The sequence below is a fragment of the Rathayibacter sp. SW19 genome (genome assembly GCF_030866825.1).
Lineage (GTDB): Bacteria > Actinomycetota > Actinomycetes > Actinomycetales > Microbacteriaceae > Rathayibacter_A > Rathayibacter_A soli.
In genome coordinates this window covers 3347814-3368563 of sequence record NZ_CP133020.1, presented here as the reverse complement: position 1 = coordinate 3368563, position 20750 = coordinate 3347814, and the positions used below count along the sequence as shown (strand labels likewise).

Below are 20750 nucleotides of genomic sequence, written 5' to 3'. Positions count from 1 at the left end.
TGGCTGCCCCTCGAGACGGCCGCGGCCGGCCTCCTCAGGGCATTGCTCGATCAGCGAACCGGGTGGTCAATCCGCGGTTTGCGGTTCACAATTCAGGCTGGAGTGGCACCCCACGACGCCCTGAACGGCGTGCCAGCCGGTGCAACCTGAATCATGCACAGGTCCGCCCGACTACTGTATCGAGGCGGCCACGCATCCACCCAAATCTGGTCCCGCACGCGAGACGGATGCCCGCAGCGGCACCGAACTGGCGATCCACACTTCACGATCGCCCAAGCGTCCCCTCGACAAAGGGCAAGCGTATGCCGAACGTCATGCGTTGACTTTGGCCGACTCCGGCGAGTTGGCCGAGTCGGCCATGACAGCGATCGGCACTGAAGCGGATTCCAGGCTACCGAGGGATGCGCCCTCGATATCGACGTGGGGAATGACGCGTCGAAGCCAGTTCGGGATCCACCACGACGCCCGGCCAAACATCAGCATCACGGCGGGAACCAGCGTCATCCGCACGACGAACGCGTCCACCAGCACTCCGAAGGCCAGGGCGAAGGCGATCGGGCGAAGGCCCTGGGTTCCGCTGAAGATTCCGCTGCCGAACACACTGACCATGATGAGGGCTGCCGCTGCGACGACCTTTGCGCCCTGACTGAAGCCCAGCACGACCGATTGCTGTGGTCCGGCGTTTTTGGCGTCGTGTTGCTCGTGCATTCCGGAGATGAGGAACATCTCATAGTCCATCGACAGCCCGAAGAGCACCGCGATGACAATGATCGGCAGGAGGCTCAGGAGTGGCGCGGCGGGGTCTACTCCGAACACGGTGCCGAGCCAGCCCCACTGATACACGGCAACGGTGCAGCCCAGAGTAGCCCCGAGGCTGAGGAGGAATCCGACGGCCGCTTTGAGTGGGATGAGCACGGAACGGAAGACGACGAGCAAGAGGATGAAGGCGAACCCCGCGACGATGGCGAGGTAGAGCGGGAGGACTCCGAGGAGGTCTTGCGAGATGTCGATCTGCACGGCGGTTTCCCCGGTGACCTGCAGGCTCGGTTGTCCACTGATCGTCGAGGTCGAGAGGTGTCGCAGCGCATTCACGAGTGCCACGGTGGCGTCGTCCGATGGACCGCTCGAAGGGAGGACTGTCAACAGAACGTCGCTGTCATGCGCGGCGACCGGGATGACTCGCGAAACGTCACGGGTGTGCTCCAGCGTGGTCGTCAGTGCGGCGACGCCGCCAGGCGACACCGTCGTGCTGGGAAAGTGCGCCGAGACGAGAATCGGGCCGTTGACTCCCGTGCCGAACCCTTCTGACATGAGCTGGAATTCGGTGCGTTCGGAAGACCCGGAAGGTTGGGTGCCGCCATTGGCCAGCCCCAGTCGCATGCTGAATACCGGCACCGCAAGGATTGCCAACAGCGCGAGCCCCGCGACCGTGAATAAGGCGGGGTGGCGACCGATCGCACGCATCCAACGCTGTGACGCGCGCCCTGTCCGTGGAGTGGTTCCGGTCGCGACTCTGCGGCGGGCGCGTCGACTGAGTGCGAACCTTCCGATGAGATCGAGCAGCGCTGGTGTGAGGGTGAGGGCCACGAGCATGGCGATCGCAACACCCGCCGCCGCGGCGACACCCATGTCCGTCAGGAAATCGATGTTGGCGACCGACAGCCCTACAAGCGCGACGATCACGGTGGCGGCGGCGAAGAACACCGCGGTTCCCGCTGTGCCGGTCGCCCGGACAATAGAGGTGCGTCTGTCCATTCCGGCACGGAGCTGGGTGCTGTGCCGATTGACGATGAAGAGCGAGTAGTCGATGCCGACGGCCAGGGCGAGCAGCTGTGCAAGCGCGGGCGTGATGGAGTTGAGACTGACGAACGCCGTGGCCATCGAGATTCCGGCCAGACTGATGACGAGCCCCAGGAGCGCGGCCAGCAGAGGAAGACCCGCTGCCATGAACGATCCGAACGTGATGAGCAGGATGATCAGCGCCAGAATGATGCCGACCAGCTGGCTGCTCCCGGCCGGCGGCGCCGTCGCATCCGATGTCGCGACCTGCAACTGTGCGCTATTCGCATGCTGTACCGCGTTCGTGATGCCGTTGATCGTCGCGCTGCTGGGCGTGCTCCCGGTCGCAGCCACCGGAATGTAACCGACTCGGCCATCCGGAGAGAGTGTCTTAACTGCGGAAGCGAACGGATCGGGAGCACTCTTCACGCCCGGCAGCGTTTTCAGTGCAGAGCTGAGTTGAGCGATCGTCCTCTGGTCGGCAGCAGTGAGCCGCTGGCCGGATGGCGCCGCAAATGCGACGGTGACGCCGTTGGTGCTCCCGAAGCCGTTGAATTCGTGCTCAACCTGGTGGAGGGTGCGCACCGACTGGAGAGAATTGACCGTGAACGTCGTCGTCATCGGCTGCGAGAGTGCGGATTCGCCGGCGATGGAAACGAACAGAATCACAACCCAAGCCCCGATGACCCACCATTTGTGTCGTGCGCTGAAGCCGCCCAGTCGAGCTAACAATCCAGACATATTCTCTTCCTTCCGTGTTCGCTAACATCCGTGTCCGTCAACAACTGCTTCGAGTGCTGACTCTGCAACCTGGCGTCGTTGTCGTCCATTACGCCGGGGGTCATCGCCCGCGTCGTTGTGCAGATGCAGGCGAGGGTGTGGGAATTCACAGAGCGAGCTTTTCAACGCGGCGCTGGGGGCGCATCCGCCGACCGGCTTGTGATTCACCACCGATCGGCTAGAACATCCGACTCAGCGCATGACCTCACGGGTAATCGCGTCGTGCGCCGATGTGTGAACTACTGATCAATCAACCGATGCGAAGAGGAGCCTCCGATGAGAAGAGGAAACGACACTCAGGCCACACCAACTCAGGCCACAACAGCGTGGTCGCACGGGACCGGCGACGGGAACGTGCCGAGTCGAGCAGGCTGGGCAACGCTCATGATCGTGCTATGCGCGACGTTCGTCACCACGCTCGACTTCTTCATCGTCAATGTTGCAGTGCCGTCCATGACGTCCAGCCTTCATGCCGACCCGGCACAGGTGCAGTGGATCATTGCGGGATTCGCGGTCGCGATCGCCTGCGGCGTCATCACGGCCGGTCGAATGGGCGATCTCTACGGCAGGCGCCGACTGTTCGTCATCGGGCTGGTTGCGTTCGTCGTCACATCGGCGGCCTGCGGGTTATCGCCGAACGCGGACTTGCTTGTCGCTTCCAGCGTATTCCAAGGCGTGGCTGCTGCCGTGATGGCCCCGCAAGTGCTCGCCATCATCGCCGCAACGTACACCGGCAGGGATCGCGTTCACGCCTTCACGGGTTACGGGCTGGCATTGGGCGTTGCCGCCGTTTTCGGCCAGCTGATCGGGGGAGTCCTGATTCAGGCAGACCTGTTCGGCTGGGGATGGCGCAGTTGCTTCCTCGTCAACATTCCGCTCGGCGTTGTCGCGGTCGCGTTCGCCATGCGGGTGATTCGAGAAGGCCGCCCAGTTCTCGTCAGCACTGAACAGCGGTCGCATTTGGACTTCGCGGGAGTCGCCGTCATCGCCGTCGCACTCTTCGCACTGGTGCTGCCGCTGATCAATGGCAGACAGGCTGGGTGGCCGACTTGGACGTGGATCTCACTCACCGTCAGCGGAGCGCTTTTGTGGAGTTTCGTGCTGCTGATGAGACGGAAGGCGGCACTGGGCCGCACGCCGTTGGTCGATCCGGTCCTGTTCGCCGACCGCGCGTTTACAAGCGGATCGGTCGCACTGCTCTTTTCGTGGATCGGACAAGCGTCATTCTTTCTCGTCCTGGCGATCTATCTGCAGGATGGATTGGAGTTCACGGCAATCGGCTCGGGCGAGGTCTTCGCCACGTTGGGGGCTGCGTACCTGATCGCTTTGCTGCTCTCGCCCACGGTGGGGCGACGACTGGGAAAGCAGACGATCGCAGCAGGCGCCGCTCTGATGGCGATCGGCCTCGCAGTACTGCTGTGGTCGACGCACACAGCACCGTTCCCACTCCTGTTCGTGGGTCTGGCAATCGATGGCGCCGGAATGGGATTCGTTCTCGCTCCCATGGTCTCGCTCGTGCTCGCCGAAGTCGAGCCGCACGTGCTCGGATCAGCATCCGGAGTCTTCTCGGCAATCAATCAAGTCGGCGGGGCGCTCGGCGTCACGCTCGTCGGAATCGTTTTCTACGGAACGAGCAACGTGGCCACCGGCTTCGAGCACAGCCTGGAACTGCTCGCGGCGTTCGCGGTTGCTGTCGTATTCTCGATTCAGTTTCTCCCGCACTCGAAACGAGGTGTGTCTGCATGAACGCGGCGTCGGAGCCCCTCGAAGATCCGGATGAATCGGTCGGCAGCCTGCTACGGCTCTGGCGACAACGACGGACCCTCACCCAACTGGAACTGGCAAATCAGGCGGAAGTTTCGACGAGACACCTCAGCTTCGTCGAGACGGGTCGCTCTCAGCCGAGCCGTGCCGTCCTCGCCCGATTGAGCGATGAACTCGACCTCCCTCTTCGGGAACGCAACCAATTGCTGCTGGTGGCCGGCTACGCCCCGGAATACCGCGAAACGCCGATGGCGTCGACCCGGCTTGCTCCGGCACTGACGGCGCTGCGCGCGACACTGGACGCGCACAGCCCCTACCCAGCGGTGCTCATCGATCGGCACTGGAACCTGATCGACGCAAACGCGGCAGTCGCTTTGTTCCTGGAAGGCGTCGCGCCAGACCTGCTTGAACCGCCAGCCAACGTTTTGAAGCTCACACTCGATCCGCGCGGGATGGCACCCCGAATTCCCAACTTCGATGAGTGGTGCGAGCACCTTCTTCACCGGTTGAGTCGCCAGATTGCGGTCTCGGCAGACATCGAACTCGTGCGCCTGCAGAAGGAGCTGCTCGAGATTCCGCATCGGGCCGGAGGAACGGTGCGGCATCGCTCGACAAGTGGTGTGGTCGTGCCCCTGCTCTACCACACAGCCGATCGCGTGCTGTCGTTTATCTCGACCACGATGGTCCTCGGGGCGCCGATCGATGTGACGACAGATGAACTCGCTGTCGAGTGCTTCTACCCGGCCGACACGGATACCGCCGACTACCTTCGCCAGATTGCCCAGGTTGCTCAAACTGCCCAGATTGTCCAGACAGCCCAGTCTGCCCAGACTGTCCAGTCGGAAGGGTCATGACATGGGCACGAGTCGGCATGCCCGAAGCGATGAGCGCGAACTGAAGATTTGCACGATCGAGCCCGAGGATTGGCGGCGAGCACGGTCGCTGAGAATGCGCGCTCTTGCCGACGCGCCGGAGGCGTTCGCGTCCACACTCGAACGAGAAGCAAGCCTCACACCGCAAGAATGGCGTGCCCGCCTCACGCAGAGTCACTGGCTTGTCGCAAGCTGCCAGGGTCAGGACATCGGTCTGGCTGCCGGCATCGTCAGCGATCGAGCCGGAGCGCTTGAGCTTGTCGGTATGTGGGTCGATCCTGCCGCCCGTGGATCGGGGGTGGCGCGCGAGCTCATCTCGTGCGTCGCGTCGTGGGCGGCTGCCTACGGCGCACACGTGCTGACCCTCTGGGTTGTGGAAAGCAACGCGGCCGCAATCGCGGCATACACAAGAACCGGCTTCGAACGCACCGGGGCGCGGGAATTCATCGATGGTGTCGACGGCAACGGTGTCGGCGGCGTCGCACAAATCGAGATGACGAGGCCGGTCAGTCAGGGATGATGACGATGCGCCCAGCGCCCTCATCCGCCGTCCAGGCCTCTACGATCTGTGACAGCGGCAAGGTGCGTGTGGGCACCTCGACGCCGCCCCCGGCGCTCAGCCGAATCTACGTATGAAGCTGATTCAGATCTCCGTCATCGATGCTCGGCCGTCACCCAATCGGAACGCGGTCCAGGAACCCTGTGACGTGTTCGATCCGACCGTCCTCGGTGAAGCTTGCGACGTCGAAACCGATGATCGGTGCATCTTCAGGTGTACTTGTTGCATCAGGACCAAGTGCCCAACGGAACCGCGCATAGGTGTTGTGCGCGTCCGTCTCGCCGAGTTGCCGGAACGTCCAGCCGGGAAACTGGCCGCGCACGGCAGCGACCGTCTGTGCGATGTTCTCGGCCCCAACCGCCGCGACAACTGGATCAACGTATGCGGCATCGGCCGTGAACAACTCCTGTGCCATGCGAGTTCGGGCGTCATCATCTCCCTCGTTCCAAATCGCGAGGTAGGCCTGTAGAGCGGTATCGAATGTTGTCATTTGCTTTGTCCTTTCGATAGTGAACGGTGCGTTGTATAGAGATAGTGCCTCGTGGTCTTCGTGGCCGTCGATTACGTGCCAGGTCATGCGAACTCAATCCGTGTTGCGCAGTTGACCGTCTGTCCGCACAGGCCGCGGATTGCGTTGAAACGGCGGTGGCTAGCACGTCCCACGAAGCGATCCGGCTGCGTAGCACCCGAGTGGTTGGCCGGAAATGGCCGGTTGGCCGATGTGCTCAGCGGGTCGCGGTGGTGAGATGTGTGCGACAGCTTCTTTGGCTTGGTCCGGCTCCCGTCTTCCGCAAGTGGTACGGGGCAGCCGGATTTCAGCGATTTCGAGGGGTGCCAGGTGAATCGTCGTGAATGGCCGCGTTGAGGCTCGCGCTCGGGCAGTAGTGCTCGCCTGGGCGGCGTTTGTGATCGGTATCACCTACGCCGCTATCAGCGTCTATTGGGCAGTCGGCGGCACGTGGCTACTCAGCACCGTCGGTGTCGGATTGGCCCGGGCCGATGCCTCCGGCCAGGTTGCGCTCGTTGTTGCGGTTTGGTTCGCAGTCGTCGTCAAAGGCGTGGCCGCGGTCCTTCCCGTTGTGGCTGTTCAGGCATCGAGAGAGTCACTTGTGCGTAAGGGCGCGCGTGTTCTCACCTGGGCAGAGGCCGCGATCCTGAGCGCATACGGACTCGTCCTGACCGTGGTCGGCGTCTTGGTGCAGCTTAATGTGATCGGTGTTCCTCCGAGCGCCGACCACCTCGCGCTTCGTTGGCACGCCTACCTGTGGGATCCGCGGTTTCTGGTGTGGGGAATCGTCATTGGTGCGGCAATGATCGTGAGTCGCATCGGGTCGAAAGCGCATCGCGCCGGTTTCCCCGATCGTTGATCAGGAAGTGCCGGCTCTGGCCGAATGGTGCCTCGGGTATAGCCGATTGGTCGATGTGCCCGCCCGGCGCCAGCTGTGATCCTGAGGAGAACCTCACGTATGCAAGACGTGTCACGTGAGGTTCCCGGGCCGCTTCAGTCGGCGGCCGCGTGGCAACGCCATCGACGCACTGGAACAGGAGAACGACAATGAACATTCGAGAGGTCGCACGAGAAAACTTGAACCGGTCGGGTGCGCCCACCACATTGGGCTGGCTTCTCACGCTCGCGTGGGGATACGTGGCGGTGAGCGTCGTGACATTCGTTGCGATCGTGCTGACGCGAGGCGATACGTCAGTCGTGAACACGGCGGTCTGGATTCGTGGCACGATCGTGGCGGCGACATCCGTGCTGCTGCTGATTTACGCACTGCAAGCTCGGTCGGGCAGCCCCCGAGGGTTGCTTCGCACCAGGATTGTCTCGGCGATCGTGCTCGTTGCGATCGTGGCCATCCTGGTCATCCCGTTACCTTTCCCGCGGTGGATGAGGCTTGAGCAGGCACTGTGTGGACTCATCCTCTTCGGAATCGTCATCCTCGCGAATCGTAAATCCCTGCGGTCCGCGTTCCGCGCTCTCGAAGCAGCAAGCGCACAATAGACGGTGTGCGTTTTCCGGTGAACGCGGGGGAGACGGGGTCCGCGATCGCAGCGTCACGGCCGCGATCGCGATTGGCCCGCGGGTCGGACCTGTATCCGTTGCTCGCGGTCGGTCCGTACGTGATCCTGGCCGCGGTGGTTGCGTATACCCTCGTGAGCGCACACACCGTCGATGCCGCAGTGATCACCCAACTGGCCACCTGCGCGCTGGCCGCGGCCTGGATGCTGGGAGTGTTCACACTCCGGCCTCGTTGGCAGGATCGCCCGGTCGTGATGGGTGTGTTTGTGGGCGGCTTGATTCTGATCATGGCAGTTCTCGTGCTCCAGGCCCCATGGTTCGGATTCCTTGTGATTGCCGGATATCTGTACGTTTTCGCACTCATTCGCTGGCCGTGGCAGCTCATCGCGATTGTGGCGTTGGGAGTTATCGGCGCCACTGCGCAAACGAGCGGCATCGACAAGAACACGGGGCAAGGTCTGCTTGCCTACCTTGCGGTGATCGTCGTCAACGTCGTGGTGATGGCGGGTTTCTCCTGGATCAACTGGAGCAACCAGGCGCTGGGCCATCAGCGCCAGCTCATGCTCGCAAGCGTGCGCGAGTCGAACCGGCGTCTGGAAATCGCGCTCGCCGAAAACGCTGTCTTGCACGACCAGCTGGTCGAACACGCTCGGCAGGCCGGCGTGCTGGAGGAGCGCCAGCGAATGGCGCGCGAAATCCATGACACGCTCGCGCAAGGACTGATTGGGATCATCACCCAACTCCAGGCTGCAGAACAAGCCGGCTCAGACGCTGCGGCGCGGCGCAAGCATCTGGAAGCGGCGGACCGGCTGGCGAGGGAGAGCCTGACCGACGCACGGCGCTCGGTGCAGGCGCTCCTGCCCGAACCGCTTCGAGCACAACACCTGGATGCTGCGCTTCGGGACGTTTGCGAACAATGGTCCGCGCTGCAACTGACGCCCGTCGAACTGACGATCACCGGCACGGCAACAACACTCGCCCCAAGCACTGAGACTGCGCTGTTGCGAACCGCGCAGGAAGCGCTCGCCAACGTCGCCAAGCATGCCCACGCATCCAGAATCGGTCTGACACTGTCGTATCTCGACCACGAAGTCGTTCTCGACATTCGGGATGACGGCATCGGATTCGACCCCGCCTCGCCTGCCGCCGGGTACGAGTCGAAAGCCGCGCCAGAGCCGAATCTCTACACGCGGGGAGGCTTCGGACTGGGCGCCATGCGTGAGCGGGTGGAGGAACTGGCGGGCGAACTCGACATCGAATCCGCGCCCGGTGAAGGCACTGCCGTCTCCGCGCGCATCCCGCTGGCGGATCAAACAGCATGAGACAGGTGGGAACACAATGAGTGAACCGAGTCAGGCCGCACCGATCCGGCTGTTGCTTGTTGACGACCACCCCGTCGTACGCGACGGCCTGTCTGGCATGTTCGCCTCCGAGCCGGACATCGAGATCGTCGGGCAGGCCGGTAACGGAAGCGACGCCGTGCGAATCGCGACCGACCGTAATCCCGACGTGATTCTGATGGATCTGCGCATGCCCGGCATGAGCGGTGTCGACGCAATCGCCGAACTGTCGCGCCTCAACAATCCCGCACGAATACTGGTGTTGACCACATATGAAACGGATACCGAAATCATCTCCGCGATCGACGCCGGCGCGACCGGCTACCTTCTCAAGGACACGCCTCGTGCCGGCCTCCTGGATGCCGTTCGGGCGGTCGCCCTCGGACGGCCCGCGCTCTCTGCCCAGGCGGCGTCGCGTCTCATCGCCCGTATTCGCAACCCTGGCTCGCAGCTGCTCAGCGACCGCGAACTCCGCGTACTGGAGCTTGTCGCAGCCGGGAACACCAACCGCGAAGCCGCGGCAAAACTCTTCGTCAGTGAAGCGACGATCAAGACCTACCTGCTGAACATCTACGCCAAACTGGGCGTCGGTGACCGAGCCGCAGCCGTTGCCCAGGGATACGATCGCGGACTACTCCATCCGAAGCAGATTTGACCGTGGCCGGCTGTTGCGCGCAGGTCCATGCGCACAGGTCCATGTGCGCGATCTGTTGACCGCACTACCTCCTCGGGTTCACGGAGTTTTGGGCGCGGTGTGCGGATACGGCGCGCCGGTGGCGCAGGTGAGCGAGTTCTTCCGCACGATGCTCGCCTCGGGTGCCAGCATAAGCTCGTTGCGTTCGTACGGGCTGGCATTGTTGCGGTGGTGGCGGTTCCTGGCCGCTGTCGACGTGCCGTGGGAGCGAGCGTCTCATATTGAGGCGCGGGACTTTGTACTGTGGATGCGGCTGGTTGGCCCAGCAGGCAGGTCAGCCGGGTATGCGCCGGCGACGATCAACCACGCTCTGGCGGTTATGAAGACGTTCTACGCCGGCCGCGCCACCGCCGGCGAGGGGCCGCTGGTCAACCCTGTCCCGGATGCCGGGCACCGCGTCGGGCGGCGGCTTCAGGCCCATCACAATCCGATGCACCCGTTCGCGGCCGGGGCGCGGGGGCCGTTGCGGCAGAAGCTGCCCGCGCGGCTGCCGCGAAGTCTGCCGGGCCACTTGTTCGATGCGTTGTTCGCGGTGATGGGCTCGGATCGGGATCGGACGCTGTTGGCGTCTTACGTCTCGACCGGAGCGCGCGCTTCGGAGCTGCTGGGCGTCACGGTGGATCGGGTGGACCCCGGCGAGCAGCGGATCGGGGTGCGCCGCAAGGGCTCGGGCCGGTTGCAGTGGCTGCCGGCGTCGGCCGACGCGTTCGTGTGGTCGCGGCGGTGTATAGCGTCGGACCTTTGTATTCGACAATTGCGGAGCCGGGGTCGATGTGTCCGTGCGGCTTCAGGTCTTGGAGTTGTTCCGTTGAGAGGGCGTAGACGACCGATCCGATTCCGGCGCGGGCTATGACGTTGGTGCACATTAGGCATGGTTGGCAGCTGGTGTACATAGTGAAGGTACGACAAAGTTCAGGCTCGAAGGTCTGGGCTGCCCATCTCGCCAGCTTGAGTTCTGGATGTGCGGTTATGTCCCGCGCGCTGGTAGTGGTATTTCGCTCGCTTCGGATTACGGCTCCGTCCGTATTGACGAGGACAGAACCGAAGGGTGGATCGCCGGCTGCCCTGGAACGCTTGGCAAGTTCGATCGCCTTCAGGAGATATCGTTCGCTCAGAGGATCGGCCGGGTAAATCAAGGATGCCTCATTCATAGGTGGAGAACTCCGTCTGCCACGACGACACCGGAGCCGCTGACCCGAACGTCTGTCCCGTTCACGGTGACGCGGATTCGACTCGGCCGCCCCAGCAAATAGCCCTGCTCAATGATGGCTGTGATTCCGCCGAGGGCTTGTCCTCGTGAGATGAGGAGGGCGACCAGGGGACCTGCTGCAGTACCGGTGGCCGGATCTTCCGAGATGCCCATGATGGGGTTGAAGAACCGAGCGTATGCGAGGGCATCCGCGCTGTTCGGGTCGAGACTGTAGAGGAGGCAACCTTCACCACCGACTTCTTCAAGAATCGCCGTGAGCTTTCTCGCGTCAGGAACCGCGCCGTCAACTGCCGTTTTGTCGATGAGGGGCACGAGGAGGTGGCCGGCACCGGTGGAGACTACTTGGGCATCGAAACCTGCACTGATTGCGGAGCGACCGAGCCCCAGCGAGCCGGCGAGCCGGCTCCGATCGGTGAACTTCTTGCCGAACGTCGGCGCGGATTGTGACATCGAGACCGCGGTCTGGCCGCCTGGTTCCCTGGTTACCTCAACAGGGAGGATCTCATCGCCTATCTGCTGTGCGAATCCTCCGGCTGGGGCTTCATGTCCGAGCTTTGTCTCGATGAGCCACAACCATGTGCCTAAGGCGTTGTGCCCCGCGCCGAAAACTTCGGCACCGTTTGGAGTGAACGATCTGAGCCGCACTGTTGCGGCTGATTCCGTTGGTGTGAGGATGAACGTGGTTTCGGACTGGTTGAACTCCCGAGCAATCGCCCGCATTGTCGCGTCATCGAGATTGTCAGCGTCATCGACCAGCGACACGGGATTACCGCGGAGTGGACCATCCGCAAATACGTCGACGAAGTGAAATGGAATCGTTATTGGCATCGTAATCTCTGTCTTCTTTCTGTAACCGGAGCGCACACACTGCGGTCACTACGACGCTACGGAGCAGCTGGTGCGAAGAAAATAGCCATCTGTTCGAATTCGGGAACCCATACCGCAAAAATTGCGGCACAGTTAGGGGGTGACTGGCCCTCGACTGCAGACTCCCCTCGATTCAACAGATCGTCATATTGTGACGGCGGTTCAAAACGACGGACGCATCTCCCTCACCAACCTGGCAGAGGCCGTGCACCTCGGCATTTCGGCAACCCGGATCCGAATGCAGACATTGGAGCAACGAGGCGTTATCACGTCCTACACCGCCAGAGTCAACGCTGCCCGTCTCGGGCTCGCCCTTCGCGCGGTCGTCAGGCTCAGGGTCGAAGGCGTCCAAGACTCAATGGTGTTCGAGATCCTTGAACGTGAGCATCGGATTGTCCGGTGCCTTCGAGTTACTGGCGAGATCTGTTTTATGCTCGAGATCGTCGCAACCGACATGGCCGAACTGGAACGGATCACACTCCAACTTGCGGAACTCGGCACCGTGACCACCGACCTCATTTACGAGCTGATCCTCGAACGCCCGATCCCGGCTGAGTGAGGTCAAAGCGTCTCGTTAGACGGACGCTGATCGCGGCGTGATCGGCTAGACCGGAGGAGCCGGCAGTCTCTGGCGGCAGATGCACGTATGACCAGAACGATATTAAGCCCGGTGACGGGGGTCCAACTGCAACACTGACGGGATGGATGGAATCAAGATCGGTTACACCCGTGTTGCCACCGACGAACACGACCTCCCGGCGGAACGAAAGGCTCTGTTAGGCCTCGGTGTTGAGCCCAACCGTCTCTTCATCGATCGTGGTCTGACCGATGCGAACCGGCCTCGTCCTGGGCTTCGGGAAGCGATGGCCGCAAGCCGGGCCGATGACATCCTGGTGGTGACCAAGCTTCACCGGCTTGCCCGCTCGATATCCGACGCGGCAGACATCGGCAACACGCTCGCGGCCAAACGGATCTCACTCAGCCTGAGTGGGACGCTCTACGACCCGGCCGACCGAACCGGGCGGATCTTCTTCGACACACTGGAGTTGGCGGCCGAGTTCGAGGGCGACATGATGCGGATGCGCACTCGCGAAGGCCTGGCCCTGGCCAAAGCAAAGGGTCGCCTGCGCGGCGGACAACCTCAGCTCACCGCACTGCAACAACGACACCTTCTCGAGCTTCATGACGCCGGCGAGCACAATCAGGCTGAAATAGCGCACCTGCTCGGCATATCCAGGACAACGGTCTACGGGACCATCCAACGACGCGGGCCGGACACGGTGTCCCCGGCCTCATCTCACTGATCATGACGGCCGTTGGCGATGACCGATCCGCAAGATTTGGACAAGTCGGGTGACGCAGATCGAGACCTTCGGAGATGACGACAGTCTGACAAACGCCCGATCAGACGACACCGATGCCAAGGGACAGCTCACGCCAGGATCAACAACCTTGCAATGAAAAACATCGAGCTTCAGGTTCGGGCAAGAGGATCAACCCAATTGGAATTTGACGTGAACGCCATGAACATTCACCGACGAACGCTCGACCTGGCTTAGTGCAGAAAAAGATCCATGTGCACAGGTCCTGATCAGGGCCCCCTTGTAGCCTGGCCGCAGGCCGCGTGAGGCGGCCCCGGACGACGGATCAGTACCCGGAACGCGACAAGACTGGCCACGGGAGTGACTGAACGTGTCGTGGATCATCCTCATTGCCTCCGGCGTGCTCGAAGCGGTCTGGGCGACCGCACTCGGCAAATCCGAGGGCTTCACCAAGCTCTGGCCATCCGTCGTCTTCGGTGCAGCCCTTATTGTCAGCATGGGCGGTCTTGCAATCGCCATGCGCGAGATTTCAACGGGCACCGCTTACGCAGTCTGGGTCGGCATCGGGGCGTCGTTGACCGTGCTTTACGCGATGATTTTCGGCGGCGAGCCGTTGTCAGTCGTCAAGATTCTGCTGATCCTCGGACTGGTCGGCTGCGTCATCGGCCTCAAGCTCGTCAGCTGAGCACGGGCAGCAGCGCCGTGCCGACCGGCACGCCGAGGCCGGTGCAGGCATCCCAGCCGGGCCTTGCGGCGAATGCACCGTTATTGCCCTGTGTCACGTCGCGAAACCCCGGCGCGACGGTGCCGGCCGGCACGGTGCCGTAAAGCGCCGGTTGCACAAACCCTGGCGGACGCCCGGTTGCTTGCGCGATGCGGGTGATCAGCGCGGCCCAGAGCGGCGCCACCGCGCTGGTGCCGCCGATCACGAGGTCCGTTCCGTCGACCCGCACCTGATAGCCGGTCTGCGGGTCAGCGTTCGCTGAGACGTCGGGAACTCCGCGACCGCCGCCCGTGCTTCCGGCTGGCACGCCGGCATCCGCCTGCCAGGTGGGAAGCGGGAACACGTCGCTGACACCGCCGCCGGTGGCGCCGCGCCCGACCCCATTGTTCCAGACTGTCTCGCTGGTCACGACACTAGTCGTCGCATTCGCCTGCAGTCGCGTGCCGCCGCAGGCCACAGCGTGCGGGCTCGACGCGGGAAAGTCCACGTGTGCGCCGCCGCCAGCCACGCGATCCGTGCTGCCGTCATCGCCCGCAGCGACCGTCACCGTCGCACCGAGCGCGACGGCGTCGACGAACGCCTGGTCGAGTGCGTTGCGGGCTTGCGCGGTCCAGCTGTCTTCGCTTTGGCCCCAGCTGATGCTGATCGCGGTCGGTGTCGGGGTCGCGTGCGCGGCCGTTGCGACGGCATCCACGAAGCCCGCGTCAGTGTTCGGCGCGAAGTAGACCACGATCTTCGCGGCAGGGGCGAGCGCCCCGACGACCTCGATGTCGAGCAGCACCTCGCCGTCCGCCCCGTTCGGGTCACCGCCCGGCACGTTGACCGCGCCGTCAACGCCCACCGCCGTGACCGATGGGGTCGCGATGCCCAGCCCGGCGAAGTACACGTCGAGGTCGGATGCCGCGAACCCGCCGCCCAGCTCGATGATCGCCACCGTGTGGCCGGCTCCGTCCGTGGCTGCCGGAAACGCGTAGATCTCGCCGAGTTGAGGCGGCGTGTAACTGGTCAGGACCGTTGCGGCGGACGCGATTCGAAAGTTCGCGCGTGCTTGCGGGCGGTCGTCGAGGCCCAAAACCGCCGTTACTCGACCAGCCATCGCGGCTGGCACATGCAACGGCCCTGTGCGCTCGCGGTGCGCAATCGCGGCGCCTCTGTGGTCGGGGCTGGACACCCACGAGAGTGAGGTGCCGAATGCGTCCGCGAGCACATCGGCCGGACCCGCAATGCGCAGGTGCCGCGATGCGAGATCGGTCGACACGACGCGCGCACCGATGGCTCGAACGGCATCCTCCACTGTCACGGCATCCGCTGGATCGGCGCCGTAGCGTTCCGCGAACTCCGCAGGGGTCATCCGCTCACCGAAGGAGTTTTCGGCAAGCAAGGCCTCCGGCACCGGCGCCTTCCGACGTAGGATCAGTGTGATCTCGACGTCGCCTGCACCGACGGGCGGTTCGATCGAAACGGTGTGCGGCGCCGGCATCCGCTCGCTGCCCTGCAGTGGCGTTCGGTCCTCATGTTGACTGCTCATACCTCAGGAGTAGCACGGAGCGGCGACAAAGCATGCGAATTTCGTCTACTCGTTCAGACCCAGCTCGGCAGCCACATGTGGATCTGCCAAAACCAGAACGGAATCTGCTGGCCGCTCCAGATCGGATAGAAGAACACGCTCACCAGCGTGGCGACGCCGAGGAACACCGCCACAACGGCGATGCCGCGCACTCTTCGCCACCGTGGATCGCTGCGTTTGCCGAGGATCAGCCCGATCACGAGGGCGAGCGCCATGATCGTGTACGGCTCGAATGCGATCGAATAGAACGTGAAGATCGTTCGGTTGATGTACAGCATCCACGGCAGGTAGCCGGCGGCCAAGCCGGTCAGGATCAGGCCGACCCGCCACTCGCGGTAGCGGATCAGCCGATACACCAGATAGAACACAGCTGCAGCGGCTGCCCACCAGATCAACGGGTTCGCCAGATCGGTGATCGCCGACGAGCAGGCACTGGAGGTGCACCCGTTCTGGCCGATGCTGGATCCTTGGTAGTACATGCTCGTCGGCCGGGTCATGAACAACCAGGTCAGCGGGTTCGACTGGTACGGATGCGAGACGTGCAGGTTGATGCTGTAGTTGTACATCGCTGTCTGGTACTGCCACAGGTTCTGCACCCAGTGCGGCATCCAGCTGAGTGCGCCGGTCCACGCGTTGCCGGTCGTCTGCACGAAATTGCGATAGTAGCCGCCGCTCGTCAGCAGCCAGCCCGACCAGGTGGCGATATAACTGGCCAGCGCGATCGGAACCATCAGCACGAACGTCGCGGGCGCCTGCTTGAGAACGCTCGCGCTGATCCAGAACGGCAGGCCGACGCGGCGGCGATTCAGCGCATCCGTTAGGACGATGTAGACGGCGAAGAACGCGAGAAAGTAGAAGCCGGACCATTTGACGCCCGCATCCAGGCCGAACAGGATGCCTGCGCCGATCAGCCACGGCCGCCACCACAGCGTCGGCCCCCAGCTCGGCTCGATTCCGGATGCGCGTGCTCGCGCCATCCACGCGGCCAACCGCTTCTCCTGCCAGTCGCGATCGAGAAGGATGCAACCGAAGCCGAGCAGCGCCACGAACATGACCGAGTTGTCGAGGATGGCAACGCGGCTCATCACGATGGCGTTGCCGTCGATCGCCATCAGAAAGCCGGCGATCACGGCGATCAGCGTCGAGCGGAACATTTTGCGCGTCAGAAGCATCACAACGACAACGGCGAGGATGCCGACCACCGCGGTGCTGACTCGCCAGCCGAAGCTGTTCTGGGCGCCGAACACGGCCAGACCCAGTGAGATGATCCATTTGCCGAGCGGAGGATGGGCGACGAACTCCGGGTCGCTCGTGAAGATGTTGACGTCGCCGGCGTTGAAATGCTTGTCGGCGCCGGTCGGCCAGGAGCCCTCGTAGCCGAGGTGCATGATCGTCCAGGAGTCCTTTACATAGAAGGTCTCATCGAACACGAGTGAATGCGGGTTGCCGAGGTCCCAGAGCCGCAGGATCGCGGCGAGTATCGCGACCACCAACGGCCCGCCCCAGTACCACAGCCGGCGTCGGGTGGGCGTGCTGACCAGCCGTAGCCACCAATCGTCGAGTCGACTGCCGGTCGGCTCGTCGTCATCGCTCGGTTCCTGGACCGCGCGGGCGCCTGATGCGTGCGCAGCGGGTCGATCGGTCACCTGCCCATGTTAGGGGGTGGATGCGTCCCAACCCTATGAACGAGCTTCGATACCGAGCAGCGGCAGAACGCGCTCCATGATCGAAACGGCGGGCTCCCGCACAACGTAGCGGGTGATTCCGAATTGCTCGGCCTGGCGCGTCAGCTGGGCGGCCATTTCATGAACGGTGCCCACGAGCAGGAATGGAGTCGACGCGAGGTCGCTCGCGGCGGCATCCGTCAGGTCCTTACCCAACTCTGCGAGGGCGTTAGACCTACTATCGGTCTCTGTCACCATTTGGATGAGCGCCTCGATCTCAGGTGCGGTGCCACGCCGCTCGCTCGCCTCGCGAATCACCTCGAGCTGCCCGCGCAGGTCAGCGGGCCCCCAGCGGACCTCGTGACGGTGACCATCCGGCTTCGTGCGCCCGAGCCCGCTGAGCGCGACGACATCAGCACGCTCCGCCGCCACGCGCAGGATCTCGCGATGGCCGCCGCCGACTACGAGTTTGACGCGGTCAGCACCGACCGGAAGGCCCTCGAGCCGTGCATTGACCAATCGCAGGTGACGAGACTCGACGGTGACAGACTCCCCGGAAAGCAAACGCGCAACGGCGTCGACGTAGTAAACCAAACGAGCCGCTCGATCGGTCGGCGATGGCCGCTGCCGCCCCGTCACCTCCCACTCCCGATAAGTGTGCCCGGCGCCGAGCCCGAACAGCACCCGTCCGGGCGCGAGAATGTCGAGAGTCGCTGCATCCGCAGCCGCCTGAACGGGGTCTCTGACGCCGGCCTGCAGCACGTAAGTGCCCAGGTTCAGCGTTTCGGTTACCGCGGCGGCGGCGCCGAGTGCGGGCCACGGAGACGCGCCGTTGCCCGGATGGTCGCTCACCACGAGCGAATGGAAGTTCGCACGCTCGAGCCGACGCGCGAGCGCCAGCCACGAGTCGAGGTCATGCGGCTCAGCCTGCACTCCGATTGTGATTGCTGCCATACGCTCACTGTGATGCACCGGGGCCGCCATCGCTCACACGTTCGCTGACAGCCGATCTCGCGATCAGGCGTCCTGGTGCTGACGGAACCAGCCAACCAAAGCATTCGCGTGACCGTGGCCGATGTTGAACTCTTTCTTGAGATAGGCGACCATCTCCATGTGCTTGAGGTTGCTCACCTTTTCAAGTTCCTGCATCCAGTGCTCGATCGGTTGCCCGTATTTCTGAACGACCGATGGGAAGTACGACGCGGGCCCTGTGACTTTCTCATCCATGCAATCAGTCTGGGCGACCGACGACGATAAAGCGACTCTTTCGGCCGGCGCATACCAGGAGGAGAATCGCACCACGTCGAGGTTCTCGACCGTCCTTGGGTGACGCACGCGTCGCGTGCGTGTGAAGAAGAGAGGTGCCGCGATGGCACAATTCATGGACGTGCACGACGGATTCGTCGGAGTCACGGAGGATCAGTTGGCTGAAGCCCATGCCGCGGACCTTGCGGTGGAAGGTGAGGAGGGCGTGCACTTCGAGCGGGCCTGGCTGGACCCCGAATCGGGCAAAGTCTTCTGCCTTTCGACCGGGCCATCGAAGGACGCGGTCATGCGCGTGCACGAGAAAGCCGGTCACCCGACCGAGCAGGTGTACGAACTCTCCGTCGAGGTGTAAGCACCGCTCCAGCGCAGGCCGGCGGGGCCGGTGGGGCGTGCGGCGCAGACGCGAGCGGCGCACAGGCGCGCGACGGGGCAGACTGGAGCCATGATCATCCTGGCCGCAACCCCGATCGGCAACCTCGGGGATGCATCCGCTCGCCTCGTGCAGGCACTGAGCACCGTGCCGATCGTGGCATCCGAAGACACGCGCGTGACACAGCGGTTGCTCGCCGGGCTGCACATCGACGCGCGGCCGCGGCTGATCAGCATGCACGACCACAATGAACGCGATAAGGCGGCCGAACTGGTTGAGCTCGCGCGGGACGATGACGTCTTGGTGCTCAGTGACGCCGGCATGCCGACCGTCTCCGACCCCGGCTTCCACTTGGTCGAGGCGGCTGCTGCCGCAGGGGTGACCGTGACGGTTTTGCCCGGTCCGTCGGCTGTGCTCGCAGCGCTCGCCGTCTCGGGCCTGCCGACCGACCGTTTCAGCTTCGAGGGCTTTCTCCCCCGCAAGCAAGGCGAGCGGATGTCCACCCTGCGCGCCCTTTCCGGCGAGCGTCGCACGATGGTCTTCTTCGAGTCGCCGAACCGATTGGCCGCGTCGTTGGTCGATCTCGCCGACGCGTTCGGCGCCGATCGTCGCGTCGTCGTCTGCCGTGAACTGACCAAACTGCACGAGGAGGTGCGTCGCGGCACTGCGGCCGAATTGGCCGGATGGGCGGCCGAGGGCGTGCGCGGTGAGATCTGCCTTGTCGTCGACGGTGCACCGGTACGAACGGTCGATCTCGCTGAGGGTGTGAGCGAGGTGCTGCTGCTCACGGCCGCGGGGGAGCGGCTGAAGGATTCCGTTGCATCCGTCGCCGAGGCCACCGGCCTCTCGAAACGCGACCTCTACGAGGCTGCGCTGAAGGCACGTGCCACCCGGCAGCCGAAAGACACCGGTCGCGGAAGCGCCAGCCTCACCGGTCGCTGAGCGGAGCCGAAGCGCGAGCCTGCACTGCCACACGAGCACGCGGTACACAGCGGCCCTTCGGCTCCGCTCAGGGAACGGCAGTGGCCCTTCGGCTCCGCTCAGGGAACGACAGTGGCGCGCGACCTACGTCGATGCGCTCAGGTACGACATCGTCTCCGGACTCAGGTCCAGGTCGGCGGCCAGCGCGGAATCACGGATGCTCTGCGGTCTGCTTGCCCCCGGGATCGGGATGACCAGGTGCGAGAGATGCAGCTCCCAGGCGAGCGCAACCTGCTGTGGGCTGACGCCCAACTCCAACGCGATCTCGCCGAATGCAGCGTTGTGCTTGCCGACCTTGCCTGCGGCCCCGATGCCGCCGAGCGGGCTCCACGGCAGAAACGCCAGGTCCAACTCGATGCACGCCTCGAGTTCCGGTGCGCTGTGCCGCCAGGCGGGGGAGAACCGATTCTGCACTGACACGAACGCGTGAGCGAGAATACGGTGAGCCTCACGGATTTGCGCGACGGTCACGTTGGAGACGCCGACATAGCGCACGATGCCCGCCTCGTAGAGGGCGCGGAGCGCACCCACGGACTCTGCGAACGGCACAGCGGGGTCCGGTTGGTGAAACTGATACAGCCCGATCGTGTCGACACCCAGGCGCTGGGCAGACTCCTTCGCGGCCCGGATGATGTACTCCGGTCGGCCGTCGTTGGCCCACTTGCCCTCATCGCGGTGAATCAGTCCGCCCTTCGTCGCGACGAGCACATGCGAGGTGTCCGACCCGTAGCTGCGCAACGCCTCCGCGATGAGCAGCTCGTTATGGCCGTGACCGTCTTCATCGAGCGTGTATGAATCCGCCGTGTCGATGAACGTGATGCCGACATCAAGTGCCGCGTGGATCGTTGCGATCGAGGTTTCGGGTGACTTGCGGCCCTGAATGGACATCGGCATCCCGCCGAGTCCGATCGCACTGACGTCAAGGTCGCCGATTTTGCGCTGTCTCATGCCCTGAGCATAAGCCGACCGGG

At 63.7% G+C, this 20750-nt stretch carries 21 protein-coding genes, 1 pseudogene and 1 riboswitch; of the genes and pseudogenes, 13 read left to right on the top strand and 9 right to left on the bottom strand.

Annotated features, from left to right (window positions below):
* Positions 1 to 312 precede the first annotated feature (312 nt).
* Positions 313 to 2520, bottom strand: coding sequence for an MMPL family transporter (locus tag QU604_RS15745; RefSeq protein ID WP_308465564.1), 2208 nt, complete (start codon positions 2518 to 2520; stop codon positions 313 to 315).
* Positions 2521 to 2835: 315 nt separating this feature from the next.
* Between QU604_RS15745 and QU604_RS15740 the strand changes: the two genes are divergently transcribed.
* Genes QU604_RS15740 through QU604_RS15730 form a run of 3 tightly spaced genes read left to right on the top strand, consistent with a single transcriptional unit; the run spans position 2836 to position 5715 of the window.
* Positions 2836 to 4305, top strand: a complete 1470-nt coding sequence (locus QU604_RS15740; RefSeq protein ID WP_308465563.1) for an MFS transporter — start codon at positions 2836 to 2838, stop codon at positions 4303 to 4305.
* Entirely contained in the window at positions 4302 to 5177 is an 876-nt protein-coding gene (locus QU604_RS15735; RefSeq protein WP_308465562.1) for a helix-turn-helix domain-containing protein, read from the top strand. The genes QU604_RS15740 and QU604_RS15735 overlap by 4 nt, the downstream gene beginning before the upstream one ends.
* Position 5178: 1 nt before the next feature.
* Positions 5179 to 5715 (top strand): GNAT family N-acetyltransferase, encoded by a 537-nt coding sequence (locus QU604_RS15730; RefSeq protein ID WP_308465561.1) that lies wholly within the window; start codon positions 5179 to 5181, stop codon positions 5713 to 5715.
* Positions 5716 to 5866: 151 nt separating this feature from the next.
* On the opposite strand, the gene QU604_RS15725 is transcribed toward QU604_RS15730, so the two are convergent.
* Complete coding sequence (locus QU604_RS15725; RefSeq protein ID WP_308465560.1) at positions 5867 to 6244, bottom strand: nuclear transport factor 2 family protein; 378 nt, start codon at positions 6242 to 6244, stop codon at positions 5867 to 5869.
* A 358-nt stretch (positions 6245 to 6602) separates the two neighbouring features.
* Between QU604_RS15725 and QU604_RS15720 the strand changes: the two genes are divergently transcribed.
* From QU604_RS15720 to QU604_RS15700, 5 genes are all read left to right on the top strand, one after another.
* Positions 6603 to 7121 (top strand): DUF3995 domain-containing protein, encoded by a 519-nt coding sequence (locus QU604_RS15720; RefSeq protein ID WP_308465559.1) that lies wholly within the window; start codon positions 6603 to 6605, stop codon positions 7119 to 7121.
* Positions 7122 to 7309: 188 nt separating this feature from the next.
* Positions 7310 to 7756 (top strand): hypothetical protein, encoded by a 447-nt coding sequence (locus QU604_RS15715; protein ID WP_308465558.1) that lies wholly within the window; start codon positions 7310 to 7312, stop codon positions 7754 to 7756.
* Between the two features lie 5 nt (positions 7757 to 7761).
* Positions 7762 to 9096: a sensor histidine kinase gene (locus QU604_RS15710; RefSeq protein WP_308465557.1), complete on the top strand. Its 1335-nt coding sequence runs from the start codon at positions 7762 to 7764 to the stop codon at positions 9094 to 9096.
* Positions 9097 to 9112: 16 nt separating this feature from the next.
* A complete protein-coding gene (locus QU604_RS15705) occupies positions 9113 to 9769 on the top strand; it encodes a response regulator (protein WP_308465556.1) in 657 nt (218 codons plus the stop codon).
* A gap of 127 nt (positions 9770 to 9896) precedes the next feature.
* The gene (locus QU604_RS15700) at positions 9897 to 10661 is read left to right on the top strand and encodes a site-specific integrase (protein ID WP_308465555.1); all 765 of its coding nucleotides are present in this window, start codon (positions 9897 to 9899) and stop codon (positions 10659 to 10661) included.
* A gap of 10 nt (positions 10662 to 10671) precedes the next feature.
* On the opposite strand, the pseudogene QU604_RS22215 reads toward QU604_RS15700, so the two are convergent.
* A pseudogene (locus QU604_RS22215) lies at positions 10672 to 10959 on the bottom strand (nucleoside deaminase); the annotation flags it as partial.
* Positions 10956 to 11846 carry a PhzF family protein gene (locus tag QU604_RS15695; protein ID WP_308465554.1) on the bottom strand — a complete coding sequence of 297 codons (891 nt, stop codon included), beginning with the start codon at positions 11844 to 11846 and terminating at the stop codon, positions 10956 to 10958. The pseudogene QU604_RS22215 and the gene QU604_RS15695, both read right to left, overlap by 4 nt.
* Before the next feature lie 139 nt (positions 11847 to 11985).
* Between QU604_RS15695 and QU604_RS15690 the strand changes: the two genes are divergently transcribed.
* The 3 genes from QU604_RS15690 (at position 11986) to QU604_RS15680 (ending at position 13892) form a co-directional block, all read left to right on the top strand.
* Entirely contained in the window at positions 11986 to 12444 is a 459-nt protein-coding gene (locus tag QU604_RS15690) for an Lrp/AsnC family transcriptional regulator (protein ID WP_308465553.1), read from the top strand.
* Positions 12445 to 12586: 142 nt separating this feature from the next.
* Positions 12587 to 13189, top strand: a complete 603-nt coding sequence (locus QU604_RS15685; protein WP_308465552.1) for a recombinase family protein — start codon at positions 12587 to 12589, stop codon at positions 13187 to 13189.
* A gap of 310 nt (positions 13190 to 13499) precedes the next feature.
* A riboswitch (guanidine-III (ykkC-III) riboswitch) is annotated at positions 13500 to 13564 on the top strand.
* 13 nt (positions 13565 to 13577) lie between these two features.
* The gene (locus QU604_RS15680; RefSeq protein WP_308465551.1) at positions 13578 to 13892 is read left to right on the top strand and encodes a DMT family transporter; all 315 of its coding nucleotides are present in this window, start codon (positions 13578 to 13580) and stop codon (positions 13890 to 13892) included.
* Here the strand turns inward: QU604_RS15680 and QU604_RS15675 are convergent.
* The 4 genes from QU604_RS15675 to QU604_RS15660 form a co-directional block, all read right to left on the bottom strand.
* A complete protein-coding gene (locus QU604_RS15675) occupies positions 13885 to 15459 on the bottom strand; it encodes a S53 family peptidase (RefSeq protein ID WP_308465550.1) in 1575 nt (524 codons plus the stop codon). The two genes, QU604_RS15680 and QU604_RS15675, sit on opposite strands and share 8 nt — an antisense overlap.
* Before the next feature lie 53 nt (positions 15460 to 15512).
* The gene (locus QU604_RS15670; RefSeq protein ID WP_308465549.1) at positions 15513 to 17144 is read right to left on the bottom strand and encodes a dolichyl-phosphate-mannose--protein mannosyltransferase; all 1632 of its coding nucleotides are present in this window, start codon (positions 17142 to 17144) and stop codon (positions 15513 to 15515) included.
* A gap of 33 nt (positions 17145 to 17177) precedes the next feature.
* Complete coding sequence (locus QU604_RS15665; protein WP_308465548.1) at positions 17178 to 18116, bottom strand: LLM class flavin-dependent oxidoreductase; 939 nt, start codon at positions 18114 to 18116, stop codon at positions 17178 to 17180.
* 63 nt (positions 18117 to 18179) lie between these two features.
* On the bottom strand, positions 18180 to 18389 hold the full coding sequence (locus tag QU604_RS15660; RefSeq protein WP_308465547.1) for a DUF4287 domain-containing protein: 210 nt from the start codon (positions 18387 to 18389) through the stop codon (positions 18180 to 18182).
* A 142-nt stretch (positions 18390 to 18531) separates the two neighbouring features.
* On the opposite strand from QU604_RS15660, the gene QU604_RS15655 reads away from it, so the two are divergent.
* Both QU604_RS15655 and rsmI read left to right on the top strand, forming a co-directional pair.
* Positions 18532 to 18780, top strand: a complete 249-nt coding sequence (locus tag QU604_RS15655) for an SCO4226 family nickel-binding protein (RefSeq protein WP_308465546.1) — start codon at positions 18532 to 18534, stop codon at positions 18778 to 18780.
* Between the two features lie 90 nt (positions 18781 to 18870).
* The gene (gene rsmI, locus QU604_RS15650; RefSeq protein WP_308465545.1) at positions 18871 to 19740 is read left to right on the top strand and encodes a 16S rRNA (cytidine(1402)-2'-O)-methyltransferase; all 870 of its coding nucleotides are present in this window, start codon (positions 18871 to 18873) and stop codon (positions 19738 to 19740) included.
* Positions 19741 to 19863: 123 nt separating this feature from the next.
* On the opposite strand, the gene QU604_RS15645 is transcribed toward rsmI, so the two are convergent.
* A complete protein-coding gene (locus QU604_RS15645) occupies positions 19864 to 20727 on the bottom strand; it encodes an aldo/keto reductase (RefSeq protein ID WP_308465544.1) in 864 nt (287 codons plus the stop codon).
* Between the last annotated feature and the right edge of the window lie 23 nt (positions 20728 to 20750).